Source organism: Deinococcus actinosclerus (assembly GCF_001507665.1).
Lineage (GTDB): Bacteria > Deinococcota > Deinococci > Deinococcales > Deinococcaceae > Deinococcus > Deinococcus actinosclerus.
The window spans coordinates 1572719-1597129 of sequence record NZ_CP013910.1 but is presented as its reverse complement, the minus strand read 5'-3'; the positions used below and the strand labels follow the sequence as shown (position 1 = coordinate 1597129).

Annotated in this window: 26 protein-coding genes, 1 tRNA gene and 1 pseudogene; 15 read left to right on the top strand and 13 right to left on the bottom strand. The window is 69.9% G+C overall.

What is annotated here, in order from left to right:
* Positions 1-24: 24 nt before the first annotated feature.
* The gene (gene asnS, locus AUC44_RS07795; protein WP_062158125.1) at positions 25-1368 is read left to right on the top strand and encodes an asparagine--tRNA ligase; all 1344 of its coding nucleotides are present in this window, start codon (positions 25-27) and stop codon (positions 1366-1368) included.
* A gap of 54 nt (positions 1369-1422) precedes the next feature.
* On the opposite strand, the gene sodA is transcribed toward asnS, so the two are convergent.
* Positions 1423-2046 (bottom strand): superoxide dismutase [Mn], encoded by a 624-nt coding sequence (sodA, locus tag AUC44_RS07790; RefSeq protein ID WP_062158124.1) that lies wholly within the window; start codon positions 2044-2046, stop codon positions 1423-1425.
* A 186-nt stretch (positions 2047-2232) separates the two neighbouring features.
* Here sodA and AUC44_RS07785 point away from each other — a divergent pair, with 186 nt between their 5' ends.
* Together AUC44_RS07785 and AUC44_RS07780 are read left to right on the top strand one after the other, a co-directional pair.
* Entirely contained in the window at positions 2233-3879 is a 1647-nt protein-coding gene (locus AUC44_RS07785; protein WP_062158123.1) for a chloride channel protein, read from the top strand.
* A 226-nt stretch (positions 3880-4105) separates the two neighbouring features.
* Entirely contained in the window at positions 4106-4597 is a 492-nt protein-coding gene (locus AUC44_RS07780; RefSeq protein WP_062158122.1) for a pyridoxamine 5'-phosphate oxidase family protein, read from the top strand.
* A gap of 75 nt (positions 4598-4672) precedes the next feature.
* Here AUC44_RS07780 and AUC44_RS07775 read toward each other — a convergent pair whose 3' ends face one another.
* Positions 4673-5140, bottom strand: a complete 468-nt coding sequence (locus AUC44_RS07775; RefSeq protein WP_062158121.1) for an OmpH family outer membrane protein — start codon at positions 5138-5140, stop codon at positions 4673-4675.
* Positions 5141-5218: 78 nt separating this feature from the next.
* Positions 5219-5707: an OmpH/Skp family outer membrane protein gene (locus AUC44_RS07770; protein WP_062158120.1), complete on the bottom strand. Its 489-nt coding sequence runs from the start codon at positions 5705-5707 to the stop codon at positions 5219-5221.
* Between the two features lie 130 nt (positions 5708-5837).
* Here AUC44_RS07770 and AUC44_RS07765 point away from each other — a divergent pair, with 130 nt between their 5' ends.
* Positions 5838-6464: a CBS and ACT domain-containing protein gene (locus AUC44_RS07765; protein ID WP_062158119.1), complete on the top strand. Its 627-nt coding sequence runs from the start codon at positions 5838-5840 to the stop codon at positions 6462-6464.
* A 192-nt stretch (positions 6465-6656) separates the two neighbouring features.
* Here AUC44_RS07765 and lysX read toward each other — a convergent pair whose 3' ends face one another.
* The 8 genes and pseudogenes from lysX to AUC44_RS17030 all read right to left on the bottom strand — a co-directional run bounded on the left by lysX (position 6657) and on the right by AUC44_RS17030 (position 12414).
* Complete coding sequence (gene lysX / locus AUC44_RS07760) at positions 6657-7520, bottom strand: lysine biosynthesis protein LysX (protein ID WP_062158118.1); 864 nt, start codon at positions 7518-7520, stop codon at positions 6657-6659.
* An 83-nt stretch (positions 7521-7603) separates the two neighbouring features.
* A complete protein-coding gene (lysW, locus tag AUC44_RS07755; protein WP_058976663.1) occupies positions 7604-7777 on the bottom strand; it encodes a lysine biosynthesis protein LysW in 174 nt (57 codons plus the stop codon).
* Positions 7778-7842: 65 nt separating this feature from the next.
* On the bottom strand, positions 7843-8178 hold the full coding sequence (locus AUC44_RS07750) for a hypothetical protein (RefSeq protein ID WP_062158117.1): 336 nt from the start codon (positions 8176-8178) through the stop codon (positions 7843-7845).
* A 94-nt stretch (positions 8179-8272) separates the two neighbouring features.
* Positions 8273-8767, bottom strand: coding sequence for a LeuD/DmdB family oxidoreductase small subunit (locus AUC44_RS07745; RefSeq protein WP_062158116.1), 495 nt, complete (start codon positions 8765-8767; stop codon positions 8273-8275).
* A gap of 22 nt (positions 8768-8789) precedes the next feature.
* Positions 8790-10052, bottom strand: a pseudogene (locus AUC44_RS16165) (homoaconitate hydratase family protein); the annotation flags it as partial.
* 205 nt (positions 10053-10257) lie between these two features.
* On the bottom strand, positions 10258-10812 hold the full coding sequence (locus tag AUC44_RS07730; RefSeq protein ID WP_062158113.1) for a TetR/AcrR family transcriptional regulator: 555 nt from the start codon (positions 10810-10812) through the stop codon (positions 10258-10260).
* Positions 10813-11156: 344 nt separating this feature from the next.
* Complete coding sequence (locus AUC44_RS07725; RefSeq protein ID WP_062158112.1) at positions 11157-11924, bottom strand: class I SAM-dependent methyltransferase; 768 nt, start codon at positions 11922-11924, stop codon at positions 11157-11159.
* A 28-nt stretch (positions 11925-11952) separates the two neighbouring features.
* Positions 11953-12414 carry a hypothetical protein gene (locus AUC44_RS17030; protein WP_231724565.1) on the bottom strand — a complete coding sequence of 154 codons (462 nt, stop codon included), beginning with the start codon at positions 12412-12414 and terminating at the stop codon, positions 11953-11955.
* 84 nt (positions 12415-12498) lie between these two features.
* Here AUC44_RS17030 and nadB point away from each other — a divergent pair, with 84 nt between their 5' ends.
* Genes nadB through nadA form a run of 3 tightly spaced genes read left to right on the top strand, consistent with a single transcriptional unit; the run spans position 12499 to position 15945 of the window.
* Positions 12499-14046 carry an L-aspartate oxidase gene (nadB, locus tag AUC44_RS07715; protein ID WP_231724578.1) on the top strand — a complete coding sequence of 516 codons (1548 nt, stop codon included), beginning with the start codon at positions 12499-12501 and terminating at the stop codon, positions 14044-14046.
* A 34-nt stretch (positions 14047-14080) separates the two neighbouring features.
* On the top strand, positions 14081-14944 hold the full coding sequence (gene nadC / locus AUC44_RS07710; protein WP_062158110.1) for a carboxylating nicotinate-nucleotide diphosphorylase: 864 nt from the start codon (positions 14081-14083) through the stop codon (positions 14942-14944).
* The gene (gene nadA, locus AUC44_RS07705) at positions 14941-15945 is read left to right on the top strand and encodes a quinolinate synthase NadA (protein WP_062158109.1); all 1005 of its coding nucleotides are present in this window, start codon (positions 14941-14943) and stop codon (positions 15943-15945) included. Before nadC ends, nadA begins: the two co-directional genes overlap by 4 nt.
* A gap of 69 nt (positions 15946-16014) precedes the next feature.
* Here nadA and AUC44_RS07700 read toward each other — a convergent pair whose 3' ends face one another.
* Complete coding sequence (locus AUC44_RS07700) at positions 16015-16680, bottom strand: MOSC domain-containing protein (protein WP_062158108.1); 666 nt, start codon at positions 16678-16680, stop codon at positions 16015-16017.
* 96 nt (positions 16681-16776) lie between these two features.
* Here AUC44_RS07700 and AUC44_RS07695 point away from each other — a divergent pair, with 96 nt between their 5' ends.
* From AUC44_RS07695 to AUC44_RS07665, 8 genes are all read left to right on the top strand, one after another.
* Positions 16777-17211 (top strand): hypothetical protein, encoded by a 435-nt coding sequence (locus AUC44_RS07695; RefSeq protein WP_062158107.1) that lies wholly within the window; start codon positions 16777-16779, stop codon positions 17209-17211.
* Positions 17208-17552, top strand: coding sequence for an RNHCP domain-containing protein (locus AUC44_RS07690; RefSeq protein ID WP_058976675.1), 345 nt, complete (start codon positions 17208-17210; stop codon positions 17550-17552). The genes AUC44_RS07695 and AUC44_RS07690 overlap by 4 nt, the downstream gene beginning before the upstream one ends.
* A 53-nt stretch (positions 17553-17605) precedes the next feature.
* Positions 17606-17779: a hypothetical protein gene (locus tag AUC44_RS16805; protein ID WP_189062450.1), complete on the top strand. Its 174-nt coding sequence runs from the start codon at positions 17606-17608 to the stop codon at positions 17777-17779.
* Entirely contained in the window at positions 17776-18678 is a 903-nt protein-coding gene (locus AUC44_RS07685) for an MBL fold metallo-hydrolase (RefSeq protein WP_062158106.1), read from the top strand. The genes AUC44_RS16805 and AUC44_RS07685 overlap by 4 nt, the downstream gene beginning before the upstream one ends.
* A complete protein-coding gene (gene purD / locus AUC44_RS07680) occupies positions 18678-19931 on the top strand; it encodes a phosphoribosylamine--glycine ligase (protein WP_062158105.1) in 1254 nt (417 codons plus the stop codon). Before AUC44_RS07685 ends, purD begins: the two co-directional genes overlap by 1 nt.
* Positions 19932-19971: 40 nt before the next feature.
* Positions 19972-20053 (top strand) — tRNA-Leu (locus AUC44_RS07675).
* Positions 20054-20671: 618 nt separating this feature from the next.
* A complete protein-coding gene (locus tag AUC44_RS07670; protein ID WP_062158104.1) occupies positions 20672-21049 on the top strand; it encodes a hypothetical protein in 378 nt (125 codons plus the stop codon).
* A 489-nt stretch (positions 21050-21538) separates the two neighbouring features.
* A complete protein-coding gene (locus tag AUC44_RS07665; protein ID WP_062158103.1) occupies positions 21539-21835 on the top strand; it encodes a hypothetical protein in 297 nt (98 codons plus the stop codon).
* 381 nt (positions 21836-22216) lie between these two features.
* Here AUC44_RS07665 and AUC44_RS07660 read toward each other — a convergent pair whose 3' ends face one another.
* Positions 22217-24367, bottom strand: a complete 2151-nt coding sequence (locus AUC44_RS07660) for a TRAP transporter permease (protein WP_082688987.1) — start codon at positions 24365-24367, stop codon at positions 22217-22219.
* Positions 24368-24411: the final 44 nt, after the last annotated feature.

The following is a 24411-nucleotide window of genomic DNA, read 5'->3' as shown; positions in this document are numbered from 1 at the left end:
GCGCGCTGCCTATACTGAGCCGCGATGAGCGTTCATTCCAGTATCCACGACCTCGCGCAGCACGTGGGGCAGACCGTCACCGTTCACGCCTGGCTGCAGGACAAGAGCGGCAAGGGCAAGATCCAGTTCCTGAAACTCCGTGACGGCAGCGGCTTCGTGCAGGCCACCGTCTTCAAGACCGACGTGCCCGAGGAGGTGTTCAAGCAGGCCAAGCGCCTCACGCAGGAGCAGGCCGTCACCGTGACCGGTGAGGTCCGCGCCGACGAGCGCGCCCCGGGCGGCGTGGAACTCAGCCTGCGGGACCTGACCGTGATCAGCGAGAACCACGGCGAGTACCCCATCACGCCCAAGGAGCACGGCATCGAGTTCCTGATGGACCACCGCCACGTGTGGCTGCGCCACCGCCGCCCCTGGGCGATCATGCGCGTGCGCGACAGCGTGCAGCGCGCCGTGGTGGACTTCTTCCACGGCGAGGGATTCATCCGCTTCGACGCGCCGTTCTTCACTCCGAACGCCGCCGAGGGCACCACCGAACTGTTCGAGATCGACCTGTTCGGCGAGGACAAGGCGTACCTGTCCCAGACGGGGCAGCTGCACGCCGAGGCGGGCGCGTTCGCGTTCGGCAAGGTGTACACCTTCGGCCCGACCTTCCGCGCCGAGAAGAGCAAGACCCGCCGGCACCTGCTGGAATTCTGGATGATCGAACCCGAGGTCGTCCCCAGCAACCATACGGAGAACATGGCCCTGCAGGAGCGCTTCGTGAGCTTCCTGGTGCGCCGCGTGCTGGACGAATGCCAAGAGGAACTGAAGATCCTCGGGCGCGACCAGAGCAAACTGGCGGGCGCCGCGGAAGGGAACTACCCGCGCGTGACGTACACCGCCGCGCTGGACATCATCCGCCAGCACATCGAGGACCGCGACCTGCCCGCCAACGTGCAGGAGGACGTGCAGCCCGTCGAGTGGGGCGACGACCTGGGCGCACCGCACGAGACGATCCTGGGCCACCACTTCGACCGCCCCGTGATCATCGAGCGGTACCCGGCGGCCATCAAGGCGTTCTACATGCAGCCCGACCCGCAGGACCCCCGCGTGGCGCTGTGCGACGACATGATCGCGCCCGAGGGCTACGGCGAGATCATCGGCGGCAGCGAACGCATCCACGACTACGAGTTGCTCAGGTCCCGCATCGAGCATGAGGGCCTGCCGCTGGAGGCCTTCGAGTGGTACCTGGACCTGCGCAAGACGGGCAGCATGCCACACGCGGGCTTCGGGATGGGCCTGGAGCGCGTGATCGCCTGGATCACCGGGATCGACCACATCCGCGAGGCGATTCCCTTCCCGCGCATGCTGACACGCATGCGTCCCTGAACGACCAAGGAGAAACGCGCCCCTGTGAACGGGGCGCGTTTTCCTGACCTGAGGTTACTTCGCGGCGGCGTAGCGGCGCGCGACCTCGTCCCAGTTCACGACGTTCCAGAACGCCTTGAGGTAGTCGGGGCGCTTGTTCTGGTAGTTCAGGTAGTAGGCGTGCTCCCACACGTCCACGCCCAGGATCGGGGTACCGCTGACGCCGGCCACGCCCTCGCCCATCAGGGGGTTGTCCTGGTTGGCGGTGCTCACGACGGCCAGCTGACCGTCCTTCACGACCAGCCACGCCCAGCCGCTGCCGAAGCGGGTCTTGGCGGCGTCCTCGAACTTCTCCTTGAACGCCTCGAAGGACCCGAAGGCCGCGCTGATCGCGTCGGCCAGTTCGCCGCTGGGCTGGCCGCTGCCCTGGGGCCCCATGACCTGCCAGAACAGGCTGTGGTTGGCGTGGCCGCCGGCATTGTTGCGCAGCGCGTTCTTCTTGTCGGCGGGCACCTGATCGAGTTTCTGGATCAGGTCCTCGACCGGCATGCCAGCAAACTCGGTGCCTTCGAGCGCCTTGTTCGCGTTGTCCACGTAGGTCTGGTGGTGCTTGGTGTGGTGGATCTCCATGGTGCGCGCGTCGATGTGGGGTTCGAGGGCGTCGTAGGCGTAGGGCAGCGTGGGCAGTTCGTAGGCCATGGTGAAGCTCCTTTCAGGCCGGGCGGGTCTCGCGGCGCCGCGCCGCGCCCCGTCTCCGGAGTACCGGCACGTATCTTACGCGCCACGCGCAGTTTGTGAAGGCCCGCCGCGACTTTAAGCGCCGTTCATGTTCACGGCTGGCGCGCGCCGCCGCGCACCGCATGAAATGGTCTAGCATGGGCGGCGATGCGTTCCCCGTTGCCCCGCGCCGTACTGCACCGACTGGAAACCGGACGACTGGTGGTGCTCAGCGTGCTGCTCGGCGCGCTGGTGGGTGGCCTGTGCATCGTGCTGCGTCTCGCCCTCGACGTGCTGATCGGGCTGGCCGTGCGGCTGACCGATTACGCCCCGCCCGGCACCTCCGGGGAAGGCGGCCTGATGATGGCCTTCGGCAGCTTCGCGCACTGGGGCCTGCTGGCGCTGCCGGTCGCGGCGGCCGCCTACGCCGCGCTGATTCCGGCCGGCGCCGGCGATCCGCTCACGCAGCTTGTCCGGGGCTACCACCAGCGCGGCCAGTGGCCGGGGCTGCCCGCGCAGCTGCGGACGCTGGCCGCCACCCTGATCGGGCAGGCCTCGGGGCTGCTGGTCGGCCGGGACGCGCCGTTCACCATGACCGGCATGCTGGGCGCGCGCCTCATGCAGCGCGTGACCCGCCTGGACGCGGTGGAGGTGCGCACGCTGACGCTGGCGGGCGCCGCGGCGGGCCTGGGAACCGTGCTGCACGCGCCGCTCGCGGCGGCCGTGCTGATCGCCGAGGTGCTCTACCGCCGCTTCGAGTTCGAGTTCGAGGTCGTCATGCCCTGCCTGCTCGCGGCGGTCGCCGGGACCGCCGTGTACGGCCTGGCCTTCGGGTTCACGCCGCTGCTCACCTTTCCGGACGTGCAGGTCCCGGCGGCCGGTCAGCTCCCGGCCTTCCTGCTGGTGGCCCTGGGGGCGACGCTGCTGGGCTGGCTGGCCCTCCTGAGCTGCGCGGCACTGCCTTCCGGCACCCTGCGCGGCTGGCGCCGCCCGGCGTTCGCGGCCGCAGTGGGCCTGCTGACCGCCGTGGCGGCCCTGAATCTCAGCCCGGCCGTACTGGGCGACGGGCTGGGCTGGCTGCAGCTGGGCGCCGGTGGATTCGTGGGCGCCGAGGGGGCCGGGCAGGCCGCGTGGCGCTGGGTGCTTCTCGCGCTGGGCCTGCACGTCGCGCTCGGCGGTGGGGTCCTGCCGTCCGTGGGGGTGGGTGGTCTGCTGGGCGTCGGGCTGGCCAACCTGCTGGGCGTCGATCCGGCCGTGGCGGCCATGGTGGGCGCCGCCGCGTTCCTGACCGTCACCCTGAACGTGCCGCTCGCCGCGACCCTCCTGACGGTCACCTGGGGTGGCGAGGCCCTCATGCCGGTCACCCTGGCGGCCAGTGGGCTCGCGCATCTGCTGAGTGGCGCGCGGGGGCTGATCGACAGTCAGGTTCATGCCCGCCGGGAAAGTGGGGTGCATGCGGGGACGCCCGCCTGGCTGCCCGACACCGTGCGGTACATTCCGCGCCGCCAGCCCGAGCTGCCCGCCGTGCCCTACGATCTGGACGTCCCGGCCGTTCCGCAGGGCGCGGATCAGCTGCCGCCTCCTTCCAGTGACCGGGAACTGTACCGCCGCGTGGTCCCGGCCAGCTGGCGGGGCGCCCGGCTGGGCGTGGTGACGCTGCCGCCCGGTGTGGAGGTGGTGGGGGTCGTGCGGGACGGCTCGGTGCGCCTGCCACGCCCGGAACTGCGCCTGACCGAGACCGACGAACTGGTGTTCCTGGCCCGCCCGGACGCCTATACCGCCCTGGAGGGCGTGCTGCGCCTGCCAGGCGCCTGACCCCTGACCGACCCCGCAGGCTCTCCCGACTCACCGGCGACCCTCCACACGGAGGGTCGCCTTACTCGTTGGGGCCCAGGCATTTCGCGGTCAGTCAGGCCTGCTCCGGGCGCCCGGGCGGACCCACTCATGTGGCGGTGAGGCCGGGTTTACGTCGGGTTGACACGCCGTTCATACGGTGCGAGTGGCTGCATTCTGCCCGGAAAGGCCGTGCGAGGCTCCGCGCATGACCCAGACGAGCACCGACAGCGTCAAGAAGATCGCGTCCCTGATCAACGGCGTGAAGTTCGCCATGCTGACCGTCCAGACCGAGAAAGGGCACCTGCACGGCCACCCCATGACCACCCAGGATGTCGAGTTCGACGGCGACATCTGGTTCATCGGCGGGAAGGACACGGCGCAGGTGGCCGCCATGCGCCTGCACCCCCAGGTGAACGTCAGCTACTCCCACCCCGACAAGGGCGTGTACGTCAGCGTGAACGGCACCGCCCAGCTCGTGGAGGACCGCGCCAAGCTGGACGAGCTCTGGAGTGACTTCTACAAGGCGTACTTCCCCCAGGGCAAGGAAGATCCGAACATTCAGCTCATCCATATCGCCGCGAACGGCGCCGAGTACTGGGAGAGCGACGGGAAGGTGCGCAGCCTGATCAGCCTCGCCAAGGGGCTGATCAAGGGCGAGCAGCCGCACCAGGGTGAGAACGAGACCATCAAGCTCTGAGGCCGGCAGTCAACAGGAGGGAGGGCGTGCCCATCAGTGGCACGCCCTCCCCTGCTTGCGTCTGTCGCAGCGGGCCTACTTGACTTCCTTGATGACCGCCTGGGTCAGATCCACGCCCGGGTTGGCGTGGACGATGAGGCTGGTCTGGGCCGCCACGCTGGCGTCCATCACGATGCTGTAGCCGTTGGTCTTGGCGACCTTGGCCACGGCTGTGTTCAGCTTGGTGGCGAGGGGCTTGAAGGCCGCCTCGATCTGCTTGACGTAGCTGTCACGGGCTTTGGCGTAGTCCTGCTGCGCCTTGGTCAGGGCGGCCTTGTCGGCGGCGCTGCCCCTGGCGGCCTTGGTGGCGAGCGTCTGGAGGGCAGCCTGACGGGCCTTGAGATCGCTGCTGGACTTGGCGTTGAGGTCGAGGTAGGTCTTGCTGCCGCTCATCGACTTGATCACGCTCTGGACGTTGACCAGACCGACGCGGTTCTTGCTCTGCTGGGCGTGGGGCACGGTGGCGAGCAGGGCCAGGGGCAGGAGCGTCAGGAATCGGTTCATGGGGCACCTCCATACAGACGTGAAGGCGCTGACTGTCCTGCCCGGGTGACAGGAGAACAGCCAGCGCGCAGAGAGGGATTACTTGATGTTCTTGACGACGGCGCTGGTCAGGTCGGTGCTGTCGTCCGCGTAGATCACGAGGCCACTCTTGGCCGCGACGGTCTTGTCCATGACGATGCTGTAGCCGTTGCTCTTGGCCACGGCGCTCACGGCCTTGTCGACGGCCTGCTCGATCTCGGTCACCTTGGGATCGATCTGCTTGTCGTACTCGGCGGCTTTGGCCTGGATGGTCTTGACCAGCGTGTCGCGGGTCTGCTTCTCGGCGGCGGTGGCGCTGGCGCCCTTGGCGTCGATGGCCTTGATCTGCTTGTCCAGGGCGCCCAGTTCGGTGTCGGCCTTGGCCTGGATGTCCTTGATGCTCTTGTCGTTGGGGTGCGCGGCCAGGAGTTTGGTGACGTCCACGAACGCGACCTTCTGGGGGGTGGTCTGCGCGTGCGGGCTGACCATCCCGAGGCCGAAGGCGGCGGCGAGGGCCACGGGGGCCACGAGTTTGGCGCTGATCTTCATGCTGCGCAACGTAGCACGCGCGTTTCTGAGCCGAATGAAGGTGACCTGACTCGCCTCACATGGAGCTGCCATCCAGAGATCCGAGCTCCGCAGGCCACTGCGGGGGCCTGCGGATGGGTACACTGCGCACATGCTCGTTCGCGACTGGATGACCCGGAACCCGGTGACCGTCACCCCCGACACGCCCGTGATGGACGCCCTGAAGATCCTCAAGGAGGGCGGTTTCCGCCGCCTGCCGGTGCTCGACGGGCACGGGCGGCTGGTGGGCATCACGACCCGCAAGGACCTCAAGGACGCCATGCCCAGCAAGGCCACGACCCTCAGCGTGTGGGAACTGAACTACCTGCTCAGCAAGCTGACCGTGGACGAGATGATGGCCCGACCGGTCATCACCGCCGCCGAGGGCGAGTACATGGAAGACGCCGCGCTGCGCATGCAGGAGCATCACGTGGGCGGCCTGCCGGTGCTGAACGACGCGGGGCAGCTCAGCGGGATCATCACGACCATGGACATCCTGCGGGCGTTCACGGGCATCCTCGGCATGCGCGAGGGCGGACACCGCCTGACCCTGGACATGCCGGACGTGCCGGGCAGCCTGGAAAAGGCCACGCACGCGATCCTGCCGAGCAACATCATCAGTGTCGCGACCTTCGGCGGGGAGAACGGCCGCCGCCGCTTCGTGATGCGCGTCAGTGGCGAGGGCGTGCGCGACGTGCGCGACCGCGTGCGCGCGGCGGGCATCGACGTGGTCGACTGAACCCAGGACAGAGGGAGGCCCGGTGTGTGGCGCACCGGGCCTCCCCTGTTGATCCGCTGTGCGGGTTCCGTCTGTTTCGTTGCCAGATCGGAACACCACCGATCTGCCAACTTCACGCCCGGAACCCGCTTTGCTCCCACTCGCATCCGCTCAAGTTGAAAGTTTTTGCACATCTTTCAACCGGAGGACGTCTTACAGCAGGCTGATCGCGTACTCGCCCATCCGGCGCGGGATGTTCACGCCGGTCGTAGCGACCGAGTTCTTGAACTCCATGGTGTGGTTGATCTCGATGATCTTCAGGCCACCCCACTCGTTCTGCGCGCCGGGGTCCTCCACGAGGTCGATGGCGACGATCTGCCCCTGCACGGCCGCGGCAGCCTTCCCGGCGAGGTCGGCGATCTCGGGCGTGACCGGGCAGTTGCTGGCCTTCGCGCCGCGCGCGGTGTTCGTGATCCAGTGTTCGCTGGTCCGGTAGATCGCGCCGATGCACGTTCCGCCGACCACGAACGCGCGGATGTCGCGCCCGGGCTTGTTGATGAGTTCCTGCACGTAGAAGATCCCGTGCTGCGGGCCGCCCAGGACTTCCTTGTGCTCGATGACGGCCTCGGCGGCGGCGCGGTCGTTCAGGCGGCTGACCATGCGGCCCCAGGACCCCACGGTGGGTTTCAGGACGACCGGGTAGCCCATCTCCTCGATGAGGTGCAGGGCCGTGTCGCCGTCGAAGGCCACGCCGGTGCGGGGGGTGGGCAGGCCGTGGGCGTGCAGGGCGGCGTTCGTGGCGAGTTTGTCGCCGCACAGTTCGATGACGTGCGCGGGGTTGATGACCTTCACCCCGAAGCCCTCCAGCGCGCGGGTCACGCCGTGGCCGCGGCTCTGGCTGACGCAGCGTTCGATGGCGACCTTCCAGGGCACGCCGGCGCGGCCGTGCTCGTCGAAGGTGACCTTCAGCTGCGGGGTGTAGACCTTGTCGTAGGGAACGCCGAGGGCGTCGAGGGCCTCGAAGAGCATCTTCTCGTCGGGGCGGATGCGGTCGTACAGGACGGCGAGGTCGGCCATGCTGGGCTCCTGGGGGAAAGCGGGCGGGCGGTCAGGCGTCGCGGCACTGGGGTGCCTGGGCCTGACCGCCCGCTGGGTCCGCTTTACTCGCCCCAGTCCTCCGCTTCCTGCGGGGCGGCCTCGAGGCGGGGGGGGTCGATGGAGACGACCTCGTATTCCACGCCGGTCTCGTCGTCGATGACGAGTTCGCCCAGCTCGGGGTTGGTCAGTTCGATGGTCGCGCCGGTATCGGGATTTTCAAATTGAACGGTAGCCATAATCACTCCTTGCGTTTGATAGGCTAAATGATTTCAGGCTTTTCGTTTGATATTGTCTAGGGGACTCAGACGGGCTCGTCGGCCAGTTCCAGCTCGAACTTCGCGCGGCAGTGCGGGCAGGTCATCAGCGCCACCTCCACGCCGTCCTGTGCGCGCGTCATCGGGGCCGCCTGGAGCAGCTCGGGCGTCACCTCGAACTCCTCGTCACAGTTCGGGCAGGTCGTCATCGCTCCCAGCAGCTCCAGCTCGAAGTCCTCACCACCGTCGTTGCGGGTCACCTCCATCTCCGAATGGCAGGAATCGCAGACGATGACCTCACCGACCGGCAGGTCCGCGCGGTCCTCCTCGGTCAGCTCCAGCACTTCCGCACACACGGGACATTCGATCATCAGGGTCGCCATGCCCCCAGTCTAGGGCGTGAGGGGGCGGCGCCGGGGACACCCCTCCCCCACCGCGCCACCCCCTCAGAGCCCGCTCTCCAGTCGCGCGCGCCCCTTACGCCTCCTCGCCCGGGAAGCGCCCGTGCTTCTTGAAGAACGCCAGGATGCTCCCCTCGGCCAGGGCCTCACGCAGGAATTCCGGCGGCGGCGGCAGCCGCACCGTCCCGCCCGCGTACGTCAGGACGCCCGTCGGCACGTCCAGGGCCACCTCGTCCCCGTCCTCCAGCAGCCCGGTCAGGTCGTACTCGAACGCCGGGATGCCCAGGTTCAGCAGGTTGCGGTAGTGGATGCGCGCGAAGCTGGGCGCGACGATCCCGCCCACCTGCAACTTCTTCAGCGCCTGCGGGGCGTACTCGCGGCTGCTGCCCAGGCCCCAGTTGCGCCCGCCGATCAGCACGTCGCCGGGCCGCACCCCGGCTGCGAACTCCGGGCGGATGTAATGGAACGCGAACGTCTGGAACACGTCCTCGCCCGCCATGAACGGCGCGAACTTGCCCGGCAGGATGTCGTCCGTGTTCACGCTGTCGCCAAATTTCCAGATGCGGGCCATCAGGCCACCTCCCCTGAGCCAGGACGTCCTCGGGCAGCGCGACGCGGCCCATGACGGCGGTCGCGGCGGCCACGGCGGGCGACGCGAGGTAGATGCGGGCGTCCTTGTCGCCCATCCGCCCGATGAAGTTGCGGTTACTCGTGCTGACACAGACCTCGCCGGGCGCCAGGACGCCCTGGTGGCGGCCCATGCACGGCCCGCAGCCCGGTGTACCCAGCACGGCGCCGGCGCGTTGCAGGGTCAGCAGGGTGCCGTCGGCCATGGCGTCCTCCATGACCTGACTGCTCGCCGGGATGACCAGCAGGCGGGTGCCGGGCGCGACGCGCCGCCCGCGCAGGACGTTGGCGGCGGCGTGCAGGTCCTCGATGCGGCCGTTCGTGCAGGTGCCGATGAACACCTGATCCACGTGCTGATCGCGCAGTTCCTCGCGCAGCTGGGCCACGTCGAACACGTTGTCCACCTCACTGGGGGCGCTCATGCGGGGGTTCAGGGCCGCGAGGTCGATCTCGATGCTCTGCACGTACGTGGCGCCCTCGTCAGGGTAGACCCACTCGGGGATGTCGTAGCCGTACGCGGTGAGGATCTCGCCGCCGGGGACGACCAGTCCGGCCTTGGCACCGGCCTCCACGCAGAGGTTCGCCAGGGTCATGCGCTCGCCGCGCGTGAAGCGGTCCCCGGCGTGCATCTCGATGCTCTGGTACGTGGCGCCGTCCGCGCCGAGGCGGCGGATCATCTCCAGCGCGACGTCCTTGGCGGTCACGCCGGATCGCAGGTCGCCCGTGAAGGTGACTTTCACGCTCTCGGGGACCTTCAGCCAGGTCTTGCCGCTCGCGGCGGCCAGGGCGATGTCGGTGGCGCCCATGCCGCTGCCGAACGCGGCGACCGCGCCGTAGGTGGTGGAGTGGCTGTCGCTGCCCAGCACGATCCAGCCGGGGCGGGCCAGCCCTTCTTCCATCAGGACCTGGTGGCAGATGCCGCGGCCCACGTCGAAGAGGCGCACGCCGGTCTGCGCGGCGTACTCGCGCGCCTCCTTCTGCGCCTGCGCGACGCTGACGGTGCTGGCCGGGGCGACGTGGTCGATGACGATGCTGACCCGCTCGGGGTACCTGGGGACGGCGTTCAGGTCCTGCTGCATGCGCTGGATGAAGCTCTGGGCGATGGAGTCCACGACCATGACCTGATCGACCTCGACGACCGCGAGGTCACCGGCGTACACGACCTGCGTGCCGCGCCGGGAGAGGATCTTTTCCGCCATGGTCTGCGGGCGGGGGGTGGGGTTCGTCATGCGCCCCATGATGCCGCATTCCCGGCGGGGCGGCGTGAGATTGACTGGATTTTCCCGGAAAAACTATTCAATCGGCAAGCCAGGGGGCTGCGGCCAGACCAGCTCAGGCCTCAGGCCAGCTTCAGCCGGCCTCGGGTCAGGAGGCTGTGGGGCTGGGCTGCAGCTGACTCCAGGCATCCGGTAGCGCCCCTTCAAGGGCAGACCTTCAGGGGCAGAGCTGCCCGCTACACAACGCGTGGTAGCGGCGCGACATCTCCTGCGCGGGAGTGACGCAGTGGTCCTGCTCGACCCACCACCACGTCAGGGACAGCAGCCCGCCGCTGAAGTAATGCGCCTGGTAGGACACGGCCGGTTCCAGCGGGGTCACGCGGCCCGGCATGAGGAGATCCTGCATGATCACCGCGAACTGACGCTCATACCGGGACAGGATGGCGTGGGAGCCGCTGCGGTCACTGAGTGAACTGAGGATCGGGGCGATGTGGGCGATATGGGCGAAGTAGACGGTCCAGCGGGAGTCGTCCGGGCCGGCCCAGGCGCGCAGCGCGTCGTGGACGCGACCGATCATCTGAATGAGGTACGTGCTGAGAACCTCTTCCTTGTTCTCGAAGTGCAGGTAGAAAGTGGAGCGGCTGATACTGGCCCGGTCACAGATGGCCTGTACCGTCACGGCCTGCAGGTTCCTGTGTTCAAGCAGCAGGTCGACCAGTGCAGACTGGAGCGCCGCTTTGGTTCGCCGGACGCTGCGGTTTCTGGACACCATGAACACAGATTTTAATTTTTCTTCATCTCCATGTCCTGACTGAACCGCCCGCCGACTGGACAACACCTTTGACAGTGTCCATTTATGTGAAATTTTCGGCCATTTCAGCGCAAATTACCCCCATTGTGGGGCGGAAGCCACAACGGCAGGGTCCGCTCATTGACCATCGCCTCCGAGATGAACGGAGCCGCCGACTCATATAGTGCTCATTTCTGGACACTGGGCGCTGTGTGTCCGCTGAACCTGTCGGCGGGGGTCAACCCGGCCCGTCCACACGGGGGGACAGGCCGCCTCCCCCCGGTCACGCCCACCGAGCAGCGGCCCCTGGCGCGCTGCGGGACCGCTCAGTCGAGACGACCCAGGAACGCCTGCGTCTGGTACGCGAGCGCCACCTGCCCATCCCTCTCGTGGGCAGCGAAGGCGGCGTCCAGCGCGCGGGCTATCGCCGGGTAGGCCGGGTCGCCCTGGTTCGGCAGGTAGCTGACGCTGGTCGCCAGTGCGCGCAGGCCCTCGCGGGTCAGGGGGTGGTCGTGCGTGAAGATGTGCCGCTCGAACCCGCCGGGGAGATGCTGGGGCAGTTCGTCCTCAAGCACGCGGACGCGCAGCGGGTCGTCCCCCGTGTGGGCGCGCACCACCTCGCCGTACGCGCGGCTGAAGGGCGTCTCCGCAGCCCTCCAGTCGTTCCAGACGAGGAGCACGAGCCCACCGGGCCGCAGCACCCGCCGGAACTCCGGCACGGTGCGGGCCGGGTCGAACCAGTGCGCCGCCTGCGCCGCCGTGATCAGCCCGGCGCTGCCACCCGGTAGTCCGGTGGCCTCGGAGGTGCCCGCGTGGACACTCAGCTGCCCCGCACGCACGGCGCCGTCCAGGCTGGCTTCGAGGTGCGCGCGCATCTCCGGGTTGGGTTCCACCGCCGCCACGCGCGCCCCGCCCGCCAGCAGCAGCGCCGTGAACCGCCCGGTGCCCGCGCCGATGTCCGCCACACCTGCCGACAGCAGCCCAGTCTCCTCCAGCCACGCGCCCAGGGCAGCGGGGTAACCGGGCCGGGCGGCCGCGTACGCGTCGGCGCGGCCCAGGAAGCGCGCGGGATGATCGGTCGGCGGGAGGGTCATGCCCGCAGGATACGGGCCGGACAGCAGTTCAGCCGCCGGACCTGACCGGCCCGCTCGTGGCCGGTCCGCTCTCGACTGCTCCGGTCGGGGCGGCTTCGGCCGGGGTCGTTTCAGCGGGTGTCGGGGGCGTGGGCGCGGCACTGACTGACCCCGGGCCGGCTGGCGTCGGGGAGACGGGTGCGGGGGCGACCGGTTGCCCGGCGCGGCCCCGCTTCGGGCTGCCGGAGGCCGGGCGCCTGGCCTCCGGCTGGGCCCTGAACGGCCGGACCGGGGCGCGCACGCTGGGCCGCCACGCACTCGCGACGAAGTACACCACGCCCGCCAGGACACCGGTGATCAGCAGGAACCACAGCAGGCGGCCCAGCACCCCGGCGGCGCCCACGATGAACAGGCCCAGGCCGGTCAGGAGCTGCCCGAGCAGCCACACGGCGGCCAGGGCCGTCACGGCCAGCAGCACCACGCCCGCCAGGGCCAGCAGGAGACGCGTCATCAGGGCGCAGTGTAGCAAGGGGCGCGTGCGGATGGACGCGGCGAACGGACCGGGCGGGGCTGGCGTACCCTGGGCGGCGTGAAGATGCTGGAAACGGAGCTGCTCGTGGTGGGCGGCGGGGTGGCCGGGGCGTACGCGACCCTCACGGCGCGCAGTTACGGGGCGGACGTCCTGCTGGCCTGCAAGACGCCGCTGGTGGGCGGTTCGACCCGCTGGGCGCAGGGCGGCATCGCCGCGCCCCTGGCGGAGGGGGACGAGGACGCGCACGCACAGGACACCGTCAAGGCCGGGCGGGGCCTGTGCGAGCCGGAGGCGGTGCAGGCGTTCGTGCGCGACGCCCGCTCGCACGTGGAGACCCTGCGGGACCTGGGCGTGACGTTCAGTCCGCACGCCACACTGGAGGGCGGGCACAGCCGGGCGCGCATCCGGCATCAGGGGGACGCGACGGGGCACGCGATCAGCGTGGCGCTCGCCGAGGCGCTCCAGGCGGGCCGCAGTCCGGCGCTGCGGGTGCTGGAGCACGCCTTCGTGCGCAACCTGCGCGTGTCGGGCGGCGCGGTGGTGGGCGCAGACCTGCTCACGCCGGACGGCCCGGTACGGGTGCGGGCGGGGGCGGTACTACTCGCCACCGGGGGCTTCGGGCGGCTGTACCCGGTGACGACCGCGCCGCCCGAGGGCACCGGGGACGGGCTGGGGCTGGCGTGGCAGGCGGGCGCGGCGCTGCGGGACCTGGAGTTCGTGCAGTTCCACCCGACCGCCGTGGTCCGCAGTGGCGCGGCGCATCTCGTCACCGAGGCCGCACGCGGCGAGGGGGGCCGCCTGCTGAACGCGCGTGGCGAGCGCTTCATGGCGCGCTACGACCCGGCGCTGGAACTCGCGCCGCGGGACGTGGTGGCCCGCGCGATCGCCGCCGAGATCACCGCGACGGGCCGCGTGGATCTGGACCTGCGGCACCTGGGCGCGGCGTTCGTGCGCTCGCGCTTCCCGACGGTGACGGCGTCCCTGGCCCCGCTGGGCCTGGACTTGGGCGCGGACCTCATCCCGGTGCAGCCCGCCGTGCACTACACGATGGGCGGCGTGCAGACGGACGTGCAGGGCCGCTCGACCGTGCCGGGCCTGTACGCAGCGGGCGAGGTGGCGTCCAGTGGCCTGCACGGCGCGAACCGGCTGGCGAGCAACAGTCTCTCGGAGGGGCTGGTGTTCGGCGCGCGGGCGGCCCGCGCGGCCCTGGCGGCGCTGAAGGCCATGCCCGCCCGCTCGGAGGGTCTGCCCGCGCCGCTGGTGGACCCGGCCTGCCTGCCCACTCTGCGCTCGGTGGTGGCGGGCGCGGCGGGCCTGCGCCGGGACGCGGCGGGCCTGCGCGCGGCGCTGGACGGCTGGTACTGGCCGACCGTGACCGCCGGGTCCCGCGAGAGTCTGGAGGCGGGGCACCTCGCCCTGATCGGGGAGCGACTGCTGCGCGCGGCCCTGGCCCGCGAGGAGTCGCGCGGCGGGCATCACCGCACCGACTTCCCGCGTGAGGCGGCGTCGGCCGCGCACTCGGTGCAGTCGCGGGCGCTGGGGGATGGGGTGGCCCGCGTGCCGGTCGGCGTGCCCGAGGCGCGCGCCGCTGTGCTAGGGTCTTCCGCGTGAATTCCCGCACAACACCCCCCGTGGGGGTCAGTCCATGCTGAGTCTGGATGAGCGCCTGCGCGCCGCGCTGGCCGAGGACATCGGCCGGGGCGACGCCACGACCCTCGCCACCATTCCCGCCGCGCAGCAGGCCCGCGCCGAGTTCCTGCTCAAAGAAGCCGGGGTGCTCAGCGGCCTGACGGTCGCCACGCGCGTGTTCGCGCTGGTGGATCCGGCCGTGACCGTCACTTGGACCGCCCGCGACGGCGAGGCGCGCGGGCGTGGCCCGATCGGGACGGTGCAGGGCGCGGCCCGCAGCCTCCTGACCGGGGAGCGGCTGGCACTGAACCTCATGCAGCGCCTGTCGGGCGTGGCGACCCAGACGCGCCGTCACGTGGACGCCCTGGGCAAGTCGCGCACGCGCCTGCTCGACACCCGCAAGACCACGCCGCTGTGGCGCGAACTGGAAAAACAGGCGGTGCGGCACGGCGGCGGGTTCAACCACCGCGCGGGCCTGGACGACGGCATCCTGATCAAGGACAACCACGTCGCCGCCGCCGGGAGTATCACCGAGGCGATCCGCCGCGCGCGGGACGCCGCGTACCTCCTGAAAGTCGAGTGCGAGGTGCCGGACCTCGCCGGGCTGGAGGAAGCCCTGCGCGCCGGGGCGGACCGCGTGCTGCTGGACAACATGAGTGACGACCTGCTCGCTCAGGCAGTCGCGGTGCGGGACCGGCTCGCGCCGCACGTCACGCTGGAGGCCAGCGGCAACATGACGCCCGCGCGCCTGCCCGCCGTCGCGGCCAGCGGCGTGGACTACGTGAGCGCCGGGGGCCTGACCCACTCCGCGCCCGCGCTGGACATCAGCCTGAACTTCATTCCCCTCCCCGAGATTGCCCTGCCCGAGGACCCCAAATGACCAACTCTGACGCCGTGAATCCCGTCGTGCCCCGCCCCCAGACCCCGCACCGCGACCTGCTGCAACTGGAGGTCCTGCCCGACGAGGCGCAGCTCCGCGCGGACATCGAGCGGCTGCGCAAGGAACGCAACGCGGTGATCATCGCGCACAATTACCAGCGGCCCGAGGTGCAACAGATCGCCGACTTCGTGGGGGACTCGCTGGGCCTCTCCCGGCAGGCGGCGAAGACCGACGCGGACGTGATCGTGTTCGCGGGGGTGCACTTCATGGCGGAAACCGCCGCGATCCTCAACCCGGAAAAGACCGTGCTGCTGCCCGACCTGCGCGCCGGATGCTCGCTGGCGGACACCGTGACCGCGCAGGGCATCCGCGACTGGAAGGCGCAGAACCCCGGCGGGCTGGTCGTCACGTACGTGAACACCACCGCCGACGTGAAGGCCGAGAGCGACTACTGCGTCACCAGCGGCAACGCCGTGCAGGTCGTCCAGAGCCTCCCTGAAGGCGTGCCCGTCCTGTTCGCCCCGGACCGCTTCCTGGCCGCGCACGTGATCCGCGAGACGGGCCGCGCCATGGACGTCTGGGACGGCGCGTGCCACGTGCACGAGGCGATCCGCCCCGAGGACGTGCAGGGCCAGCAGGCGGCGTACCCGGACGCGGAACTCCTCATCCACCCCGAGTGCGGCTGCTCCAGCAGGATCCTGGGCGCCATTCCCGAGTTGCAGCTGTACTCCACCGAGGGCATGATCCACCGCGCCAAGGCCAGCCCCGCGCAGGCATTCATCGTCGTCACCGAGACCGGCATGGTGACCCGCCTGGAACACGACGTGCCCGACAAGACCTTCATTCCTGTCAGCCGCACCGCCTGCTGCGAGTACATGAAGATGATCACCCTGGAAAACATCCGCGACGCACTTGCGAACCTGGAACCCCGCGTGACCGTCCCGGCGGACATCCGCGCGCTGGCCCTGAAACCCATCGAGCGCATGCTCGCTATCGGGTAACGCCAGGGCAGTGAACACCAGCGCAGAGGGGCGCGGACTGATCGAACATCCGCGCCCCCTCTGCTTCGGTCAGCCCCGCGCGTCGTCCAGATGTTCCTGCACGTGCTTGCGCAGTCGGGCGGCCAGCGGCCAGCGCAGGTACCCTTCGAGCGTGGCGGCGCCCGGCTTGGCGCCGAACCACAGGTCGAACAGTTCGCCGATGGTCGGGGCGCCGTCCCCGGCGGGCGTGAAGGTCACCGGGTCGCCCGCGCCCACCGTGCCGGGCTGGAGGACGCGCAGGTACGCGCCGGGCCGGCGGGCCTGCGCGAACTGCTTGGCGAAGGTGCCGTCCCCCATGTGGGCCGCGAGGGTCGCGCAGGGAATGCGGGGCGCGGTGACCTCGAACACCACGTCACCGTCGGGGGCGTGCACGGTCAGGCGGTCCCCCACCCGCAGCTGCGCGGACTCCAGTCCGCTCAGGACGAGGTTCTCGCCCAGCGTGCCGGGCCGCAGCGGCTCGCCCAGGGCCTGGGTCCAGTGGTCGTAGTCGGGCGCGGTATACAGGTACGCCGCCTGATCCGGGCCGCCGTGGTGCTTCCTGTTGTCGATGTGGTCGCCGTCCAGCCGTGCCGGGCCGACGGTCACGCGGCCCGGCACCGGGTGCTTGTCGATCCCGCTGATGTCGTCGCGTTTCCCGACGCGCAGGGCGGTCGGCTGCCCGACGCACACGGCGTCCAGCTTGAGGGTGGGGGTCATGCCCGCCAGCGTAGCGTGCCGGGCGCGGGGTGTGGCCGACAGGAGCGTAGGGCGTGGTGACCGCTGTCCTCGTCAGGAACGCGGGCGTGTGATGGAATGCGGGGCGTGAGTGCTCCGCCCCCCGCGTCCCCCTTCGATCCCGCCCTGGCCGAGGCGGGGCGAGTCCCGACCCTGGCCGTGCTGGTGTCCCTGTTCGGCCTGACCGTCCTGCCGTTCCTGGCCGGCCTGCTCCAGGGTCAGACCGAGGGCATTCTGCGGGAACTGATCTACGCGGCGGGCACGGCGTTCCTGCTGAGCATGGTGTGGCGTGGCAGCGTGTGGGCGTGGCGCCTGACCCTGAGTTTCGGGATGCTGGCGGGCTTCCTGGTGTTCATCGTGGGCATGCTGGCGGGCAGCGCGTCCTGGCGCGGCTGGATCGTCAGTCTGGCGGGCGTCGGCTACCTGCTGCTGTGCACCGCGCTGGTGGGCACACCTAGCATCCGCGCGTTCCTCGATTCCCGCTGGGCGCAGCGGTCCGGGCGGCGGGCGTGAGCGGCGAGCGGCGCTTCACGGTGCAGGGCACGAACAACTCGTTCACCTGCGCGAACTGCGGGTCCGAGGTGCACCCCCTCCAGAACGGGTCGGTGCGCAACCACTGCCCGGCGTGCCTGCACAGCCTGCACGTGGACGTCATGCCCGGCGACCGCGCCTGCGACTGCCACGGCGTCATGGAACCCGTGGACGTGGACCAGAGCGGGAAGAAGGGCTGGGTGATCGTGCACCGCTGCCGCAAATGCGGATTCACGGGCCGCAACCGCGCCGCGCTGGACGACCCGGGGCAGCCGGACAGCTGGGACGCGCTGATCGCGATCAGCAGCCGCCGGCGCGACTGATCGGGCAGGGCGGCGCGGCGGCGCTGGCAGGGGGGCGGGGTATCCTGCGCGTCATGGCACTCTGGCTTGTGTTCGGCTTCATCCTCCTCAGCGCGACCCTGATCCTGGCGATGACCTTCGGCCCGCTGCGCGCAGCGGCCAACGTGGGGGTCATCCGCATGATCGCGTACGTACAGTACGCGGCGGCGCTGCTGCTGCTGGGCGCGCGCCTGACCGGGAAGGCATGAACGTCCACACGCTCGACCTGAACTTCCAGGGGGTGGGGGGCGTGATCGCGTCCAGCGTGTTCGACACCGGGGACGGACTGGCGGTGGTGGATACCGGGCCAGGCAGCACCCTGGGTGCGCTGGAGGCCGGACTGGCCGGGCTGGGCGCGGCGCTGGCGGACGTGCGGCACGTGCTGCTGACACACATTCACTTCGATCACGCGGGCGCGGCGGGCACGGTGCTGGGGCGGGTGCCGCAGGCCCGCGCGTACGTGCACGAGCGCGGCGCGGCGCACCTGTCGCGCCCGGAGCGGCTGCTGGCCAGCGCCACGCAGATCTACGGCGAGCACATGGACACCCTGTGGGGCACCATGCAGCCCATCGAGCCTGCGCGCCTGACCGTCCTGAGCGGCGGCGAGACGCTGACACTGGGACGCGTGCCCGTGCAGGTGCACTACACGCCGGGGCACGCCGTGCACCACGTGTCGTACCACGCCGGGGACGACCTGTTCCTCGGGGACGTGGGGGGCCTCCGGCTGGACGTTGCCCAGACACCCCGCGCGCCCACACCGCCGCCGGACATCAATCTGGAGGCGTGGCGCGACAGTCTCTCCGTGCTGGAGACGCTGGACGCCCGGACGCTGCACCTCGCGCATTTCGGGGCGTACCCGAACACGCCCGCCCACTGGGCCGGGCTGCGCGCCACCATGACTGCCGACGCCGAGCGCGTCCGCGCGGGCCTGAGTGCCGGACTGGACCCGCAGGCCATCACGACCGCCTTCACCGAGGAGCTTATGCACGACCTGTCCCTGGAAGACCCGACCCTGCCCGCCCGTTACGATTTCGCCTGCCCGCCGTGGATGAGCGTGCAGGGGCTGCTGCGCTACTGGCAGCGGCAGGCCGCGCGGGGGCAGCGCTGATGCGCGTCCTGGTGATCGGCGGCGGCGGACGCGAGCACGCGATCGTGCACGCCTGCGTCCGCGCGGGACACGAGGTGCTGTGCACGCCCGGCAACCCCGGGATCGCGGAGATGGCCCACGTGATCGGCAGCGCGCAGGACGCCGCGAGCCTCGCGCAGCTGGCCCGCGCCGAGGCGGCCGACGTGGTGATCGTGGGCCCCGAGGCGTACCTCGCGGCGGGCGTCGTGGACGAGTGCGAGGCGCTGGGCATCCCGGCGTTCGGCCCGTCGCGCGCCGCGAGCCGCCTGGAGGGCGACAAGGCCTGGAGCAAGGCGTTCATGCACCGCCACGGCATCCCGACCGCCGCGCACCACACCTTCAGCGACCTGGGCGCGGCCGGGGCGCACGTGGCAGCCCTCACGCCGCCCATCGTGGTGAAGGACGCGGGCCTGAAGGCCGGGAAGGGCGTCACCATCGCCCACACTGCCGAGGAGGCGCACGCGGCGCTGCGGGACATTTTCACGCAGCCGGGCGCGCAGGCGGTCATCGAGGACTTCATGACCGGGCAGGAGGTCACTGTGCTCGCCCTCACCGACGGCGCCGCCTATGCCCTGACGCCCCCCAGCCAGGATCACAAGACCATCCATGCGGGCGACACCGGCCCCATGACCGGCGGGATGGGCGTCATCTGCCCCTTCCCCATCAGCGCCGAGGCGCTGGAAGTTGTGCGGCGCGACATCATTGAACCCACCCTGGCGGGCATGCGCGCCGACGGGCACCCGTTCCGGGGCGTGCTGTACGCCGGGCTGATGCTCACGCCGCAGGGTCCGAAGGTCGTGGAGTTCAACGCCCGCTTCGGCGACCCCGAGGCGGAAGCCGTCCTGCCCCTGCTGGACAGCGACCTCGCGCGGCACGCCCTGGACGCCGCACGCGGGCAGCTCCGACCGGAGGACGTGCGCTTCCGCGACGCCGCCAGCGCCACCATCATCCTCGCCGCGCCCGGCTACCCCGGCGACCCCCAGAAGGGCATTCCCCTGACCCTCCCCGACCCCGGGCACGACGAGATCATCTACCACGCGGGCACCACGGACAGCGCCGCCGGGCTGGTCAGCAGCGGGGGCCGTGTGCTGGCCGTCACGGCCGTCGCGGACACCCTGAACGGCGCGCTGGGCCGCGCGTACACCCTCGCGGACCGCGTGGACTTCCCCGGCGCGCAGCTGCGGCGCGACATCGGCGCCCGCATCGGCGCAGCCCCCGACCCCACCCCCGTTTGACCAGTCCGCGCGCAGACGCTACCATTCCCCACGCACCCACGCCGGTGTGGCGGAATGGTAGACGCACTCGACTCAAAATCGAGCGGGAAACCGTAGGGGTTCGAGTCCCCTCACCGGCACCACGAAGATGAAGCCCGTCCTGGACGGGCTTTTCTTGTGCCCTGGCTGGCGTGCTCCAGGCTGCTCCAGCAACCTGCACAGCACCTGGGGTGTGCTGAAGGTCTGAGTATGGGGAAAGGGCCGGGCCACGTCTCGCCCGGCGTCACTTTCACTCACGCTCCCACTGGCTCGTGGCAGAGGATGAAGCACGGAGCGATCTGCGCTGCTGGCATCGAGTTCCCTCACAGGTCTCCTGTGCTCACTCACCTGACCGGGGCCGTTCAGGGCGGAGCTATGCGGGTGAAGGTCACTGCGGCGCTCGCGGCCTGCTCTGGTGTTCTCAGCGGATCAGGGACGGCCTGACGGGCGGGCCTCTCGTGGGAACAGGCAGTGAACAGGGCGCCCCCTGCCCAGTCGGGTGCGAATGAATCGAGGTGCCTATGGCTGGATTCGGGAGGCATCGGCGGCTGGCCGCCTCAGGAGAGCGTTCATGGGTGGCCCATTCAGGACAGAGTTGGTCGATCTCCAGCGAGTGGCGTGTCCGGCTGGAGGCTGATCCGGGCTGTTCCACGGCCTCACGGGGGGTGAGCGTTGGTTCACGGTTGCTCCCCCCGGCTCGCGGGCGGGATACCCTCGGAGGCATGACTCCCGTCCTGTATCCCCTGTCCAGTTCGACGGTGCCCCGCGCGGGTGTCATCGAGGTGCCCTGCTACGTCGTGCGCTCGTTCAATGGGCGAACGGCGTTGTTGTCCCCTGAGGACAGATGGGTGGCGTTCGATTTCGCGTCTCTGACGGAGCGGGACTTTGAACTGGCCACGGGTGAGCGCGGTGAGGAGTGGACGATCCAGGCGTTGATTGCGGTGGATGTGGACTGGCTGGTCGGGGTGATGGAGGCGGCCAGCCGGAACCAGAGGACGCTGGGCGTGGAACTTGATGACGTGTGGTACTACGTCTCACCGATCAATCTGGAGCCTGCGGTCGTGGCTGAACGGTATGTGGTCGTGGGGTTGTACCGCTAGCAGTAGCGCTCCACGCTGCCTGGGCGTCAACATCTCGGTCTACGGCGTCGTGATTGAGGTCGGGACGTGATGAGGCCAGCACCCACTCGAGTGGCCCGTCACCGGCCGGCCTCCTGAAGCTCGACTGGGCCAGCAGGGCATCTGGCTTGCCAGCTGCGGTCTCTCCCACCGAGGCCGGTGCCTCCATGGAGGCCGTGGGCAGCGTGTCCTCCCGCTCCAGCTGACGGGTCGCGGCAGATTCTCGGCAGGTCGGCCAGCTTCGTCGGGTAACAGGTCTCCGGCGATGTAGGCTGACCGGACCCTCGCTTTCACCCGCAGGCTGGCGAGCAGCTGGCGACCTGACCTTCTGAGCCCCCCTTGCCCGATGCCGCCAGCCACCTGCGTGTCGGCGCAGCGCGCAACTCCCCATGACCCCAGCCGCTGGGGGGAGATAGTTGTTGCAAGCTGGACTTGATACAAAATTGGCATGAACCACCGAGGTCGATCTTTATGATCCGTTCCGTCCTCTTCGATCTGGGCCTGACCCTTCACGGCCTGCGCTGCATGGGCGTCAGCCTGCGGAAACGCTGGTGGCACCCCGTCCTCACGCTGCTCTTCACGACGGTGGTGCTCCTCGTCGTGCACGGCCACCTGTCGGCCGACCTGCTGATCGGCGCCGCAGCGGCCCTCTTCCACACGGCGTGGATTGGCCTGAACTCCGCCTACCGGCACCGCCATGACGCCGGCTCGGTCATGGCCCCGCTCGGACGGCAAGGGGCTGGCGCGCCCATTACCCGGTCCACCTGACGCCCCGCACCTGAAGTTGCCCACCGGGCTCTCCATTGTTCACTCCGCGTCCCGGTGCCCCGACAGCGCGGGCCGGTCACCTGAAAACACCCCCGAAACCGACGGGGGTGTGAAGTGGAGGATTAGGTTGCACGGTCCGCCAGAGATTCGGGGTTCAACCGCACCGAACGTCATTGGAGCAGGTGCAACGCAGGCAGTGTCGACGCTGACACCTCCCGGCTTTGTACGCGTTTTGGCAATGTGGGGCGTTGTTAAACCCATCTCCAAGGAAGCGATGAGAGGGCGGCGGGCCGACCAGACCCCTGATCAACCGATCACGGCGTGACGCCGGCCTCAACGGCAAGACCCCCGCTTGGAACGGGGGTCTTGCCGGTCACGGCTTCAGGCCAGCGCGGCGGGGGGGTCGGCGCGGCTCCCGGCCTTCTGCCAGAAGTACACGGCGGCGATCAGGGCGAGGGCAGAGAGGTTCCACAGGATGTTCGTGGGGATGATCAGGATCAGCGCGGCAATGAGCAGCAGCAGCGCCTGCACGGGGTTGGTGCGGCGGTGCAGGAAGCGCAGCGTGGCGGCGCTGAACGCGACGAGCCCGATGAACGCGAAGAGGATCATGGGGATCGCCTCGACCCAGGTCACGCCGCCCAGCCGGCCGTTCGCGATGAGCAGCAGCTGCGGGTTGAAGAACATCATGTACGCCAGCAGCGCGGTGCGCAGTTCGTACTGGAAGGCCTGCACGCCGGTCGCGACGGGGTTGCCCCCGCTGATGGCGGCGGCAGCGAACGCGGCGAGCGCGACGGGTGGGGTGCTGTCGGCCATGATGCCGAAGTAGAAGACGAACATGTGCACCGGGAGCATCTGGGCGGGGTTGCTGGCGTCCAGGCCGGCGATCTTGGCGATGATGGGGACGATCAGGGCGCTCATCAGGATGTAGTTCGCGGTGGTGGGCAGGCCCATGCCGAGGATCAGCGCGATGAGCTGAGCCATGAGAAGCACGACCACGATGGACGCGAAGGTGGCCACCTGCGGCCCGGCGAAGGCCATGAGGTTCCTGATGCCGTCGCTGGCGAGCTGCACGATGTCCGCGAGGCCGAAGCCCAGGCCGGTGATGGTCACGATCCCGACGATGATGCCGGCGGCGGCCGTGGCGATGGCGATGCCGATCATGGACCGCGCGCCACCCTCGAAGGCTTCAATGATCTTGCGGCCCCCGTCGAGAAGGCCCCGGCCCACGCCGCGCCCGTCACGCTGGGCGAGGACGGCTTCCTGGATGAACATCATGCCGAGCATCAGGAAGATCGTGTTCAGCGCGACGCGTTCGGGGGTGGCGTCGGGGTTGATGGTCAGGGTGCCGATCAGGTAGCCCAGCGGGATCAGGTAGTACCAGCCGGCGAGGAGGGTCTGCCGCACGCGGGGCAGTTCACTTTTCGGCAGGCCGTGCAGGCCGAGTTTCAGCGCCTCGATGTGCGACACGACGAGCAGCGCCCCGTAGCACAGGAAGGCGGGAATGGCCGCCGCGAGGATCAGGCTGCGGTACTCGATATTGAGGTTCTGCGCCATGATGAACGCGGCGGCGCCCATGACGGGCGGCATGAGCTGGCCGTTGCTGGAGCTGGCGACCTCGATCGCCCCGGCCTTCTCGCGGCTGTACCCGGTGCGGATCATGGTGCCGATGGTGATGTTCCCGCCGGTCACGACGTTGCTGACCGCAGAACCGGAGATCACGCCGTTCAGCGCGCTGGACAGGATGCTGGCCTTGGCGGCGCCCCCGCGGAAGCCCCCCAGCAGGCCCTGCGCGACGCGCATGAACCATTCGCCCGCGCCGAGCTTGTCGAAGATCGCGCCGAACAGCACGAACAGGAACACGATCTGCGCCGAGACGCCGATGGCGGTGCCGAAGATGCCTTCGGTGTTCGCGAACAGCTGACCCACGACCTGCGGCCAGGTCTGCCCGGCGTGCAGTTGAAGCTGCGGGCCCAGGTCCCCGCGGATCAGGCCCTTGGGGCCGGTCAGGGCGTACAGCATGAACACGCCCGCGACGATGGGCATGGCGATGCCGATGGTGCGCCACGCGGCGAGCAGCAGCAGGATGATCATGCCGCTGCCGACCCAGACGTCGGTGTTCGTCAGCAGGCCGCCCTGCTCGTTGGCGATGTGCGGGTACTGCGCGATCAGGTACGCGGCGGTGCCGGTCGCGCCGATGCCCAGAATCCAGTCGTACCAGGGCACCCGGGTCTGCGGCTGTCCCGGCGTCTTGCGGTGGGGGAACACGAGGTACGCGAGGAAGAACGCGAAGCCCAGGTGGGTGGCGCGCAGGGTGAGGGTGTCGATGTTGCCGACCTGCGCGGCGTACATCTGGTACAGGCACCACGCGGCGGCGACCAGCGTCACGAGGCTGCGCTGCCAGCCGATGAGTTTGCGTCCGCCGGTCTCGGCGGCCTCGACCATCTCCAGGGCGCGGCGTTCGCCGTCGGTCATCTCCTGGCCGGGTGGGGTGAGGGTGGGGTCACTGCTGATGGGGCGGGTGGGGTCGCTCATGGGTTCCTCATGGGGTGAATGGGGTTGGGGGCCAGCCGCGAACC

Excerpts from the sequence above, each read along its gene's own strand:
- AUC44_RS07670 (WP_062158104.1), top strand. The coding sequence starts at position 20,672 with ATGACTCCCGTCCTGTATCCCCTGTCCAGTTCGACGGTGCCCCGCGCG.
- AUC44_RS07685 (WP_062158106.1), top strand. The coding sequence starts at position 17,776 with ATGAACGTCCACACGCTCGACCTGAACTTCCAGGGGGTGGGGGGCGTG.
- asnS (WP_062158125.1), top strand. The coding sequence starts at position 25 with ATGAGCGTTCATTCCAGTATCCACGACCTCGCGCAGCACGTGGGGCAG.
- AUC44_RS16805 (WP_189062450.1), top strand. The coding sequence starts at position 17,606 with ATGGCACTCTGGCTTGTGTTCGGCTTCATCCTCCTCAGCGCGACCCTG.
- AUC44_RS07765 (WP_062158119.1), top strand. The coding sequence starts at position 5,838 with ATGCTCGTTCGCGACTGGATGACCCGGAACCCGGTGACCGTCACCCCC.
- AUC44_RS07745 (WP_062158116.1), bottom strand. The coding sequence starts at position 8,767 with ATGGCCCGCATCTGGAAATTTGGCGACAGCGTGAACACGGACGACATC.
- AUC44_RS07730 (WP_062158113.1), bottom strand. The coding sequence starts at position 10,812 with ATGGTGTCCAGAAACCGCAGCGTCCGGCGAACCAAAGCGGCGCTCCAG.
- AUC44_RS07785 (WP_062158123.1), top strand. The coding sequence starts at position 2,233 with ATGCGTTCCCCGTTGCCCCGCGCCGTACTGCACCGACTGGAAACCGGA.
- AUC44_RS07700 (WP_062158108.1), bottom strand. The coding sequence starts at position 16,680 with ATGACCCCCACCCTCAAGCTGGACGCCGTGTGCGTCGGGCAGCCGACC.
- AUC44_RS07780 (WP_062158122.1), top strand. The coding sequence starts at position 4,106 with ATGACCCAGACGAGCACCGACAGCGTCAAGAAGATCGCGTCCCTGATC.
- nadC (WP_062158110.1), top strand. The coding sequence starts at position 14,081 with ATGCTGAGTCTGGATGAGCGCCTGCGCGCCGCGCTGGCCGAGGACATC.
- AUC44_RS07695 (WP_062158107.1), top strand. The coding sequence starts at position 16,777 with ATGCGGGGCGTGAGTGCTCCGCCCCCCGCGTCCCCCTTCGATCCCGCC.
- lysX (WP_062158118.1), bottom strand. The coding sequence starts at position 7,520 with ATGGCCGACCTCGCCGTCCTGTACGACCGCATCCGCCCCGACGAGAAG.
- purD (WP_062158105.1), top strand. The coding sequence starts at position 18,678 with ATGCGCGTCCTGGTGATCGGCGGCGGCGGACGCGAGCACGCGATCGTG.
- AUC44_RS07725 (WP_062158112.1), bottom strand. The coding sequence starts at position 11,924 with ATGACCCTCCCGCCGACCGATCATCCCGCGCGCTTCCTGGGCCGCGCC.
- AUC44_RS07775 (WP_062158121.1), bottom strand. The coding sequence starts at position 5,140 with ATGAACCGATTCCTGACGCTCCTGCCCCTGGCCCTGCTCGCCACCGTG.
- nadB (WP_231724578.1), top strand. The coding sequence starts at position 12,499 with ATGCTGGAAACGGAGCTGCTCGTGGTGGGCGGCGGGGTGGCCGGGGCG.
- AUC44_RS07770 (WP_062158120.1), bottom strand. The coding sequence starts at position 5,707 with ATGAAGATCAGCGCCAAACTCGTGGCCCCCGTGGCCCTCGCCGCCGCC.
- sodA (WP_062158124.1), bottom strand. The coding sequence starts at position 2,046 with ATGGCCTACGAACTGCCCACGCTGCCCTACGCCTACGACGCCCTCGAA.
- lysW (WP_058976663.1), bottom strand. The coding sequence starts at position 7,777 with ATGGCTACCGTTCAATTTGAAAATCCCGATACCGGCGCGACCATCGAA.
- AUC44_RS07750 (WP_062158117.1), bottom strand. The coding sequence starts at position 8,178 with ATGGCGACCCTGATGATCGAATGTCCCGTGTGTGCGGAAGTGCTGGAG.
- nadA (WP_062158109.1), top strand. The coding sequence starts at position 14,941 with ATGACCAACTCTGACGCCGTGAATCCCGTCGTGCCCCGCCCCCAGACC.
- AUC44_RS07665 (WP_062158103.1), top strand. The coding sequence starts at position 21,539 with ATGATCCGTTCCGTCCTCTTCGATCTGGGCCTGACCCTTCACGGCCTG.
- AUC44_RS17030 (WP_231724565.1), bottom strand. The coding sequence starts at position 12,414 with ATGACGCGTCTCCTGCTGGCCCTGGCGGGCGTGGTGCTGCTGGCCGTG.
- AUC44_RS07660 (WP_082688987.1), bottom strand. The coding sequence starts at position 24,367 with ATGAGCGACCCCACCCGCCCCATCAGCAGTGACCCCACCCTCACCCCA.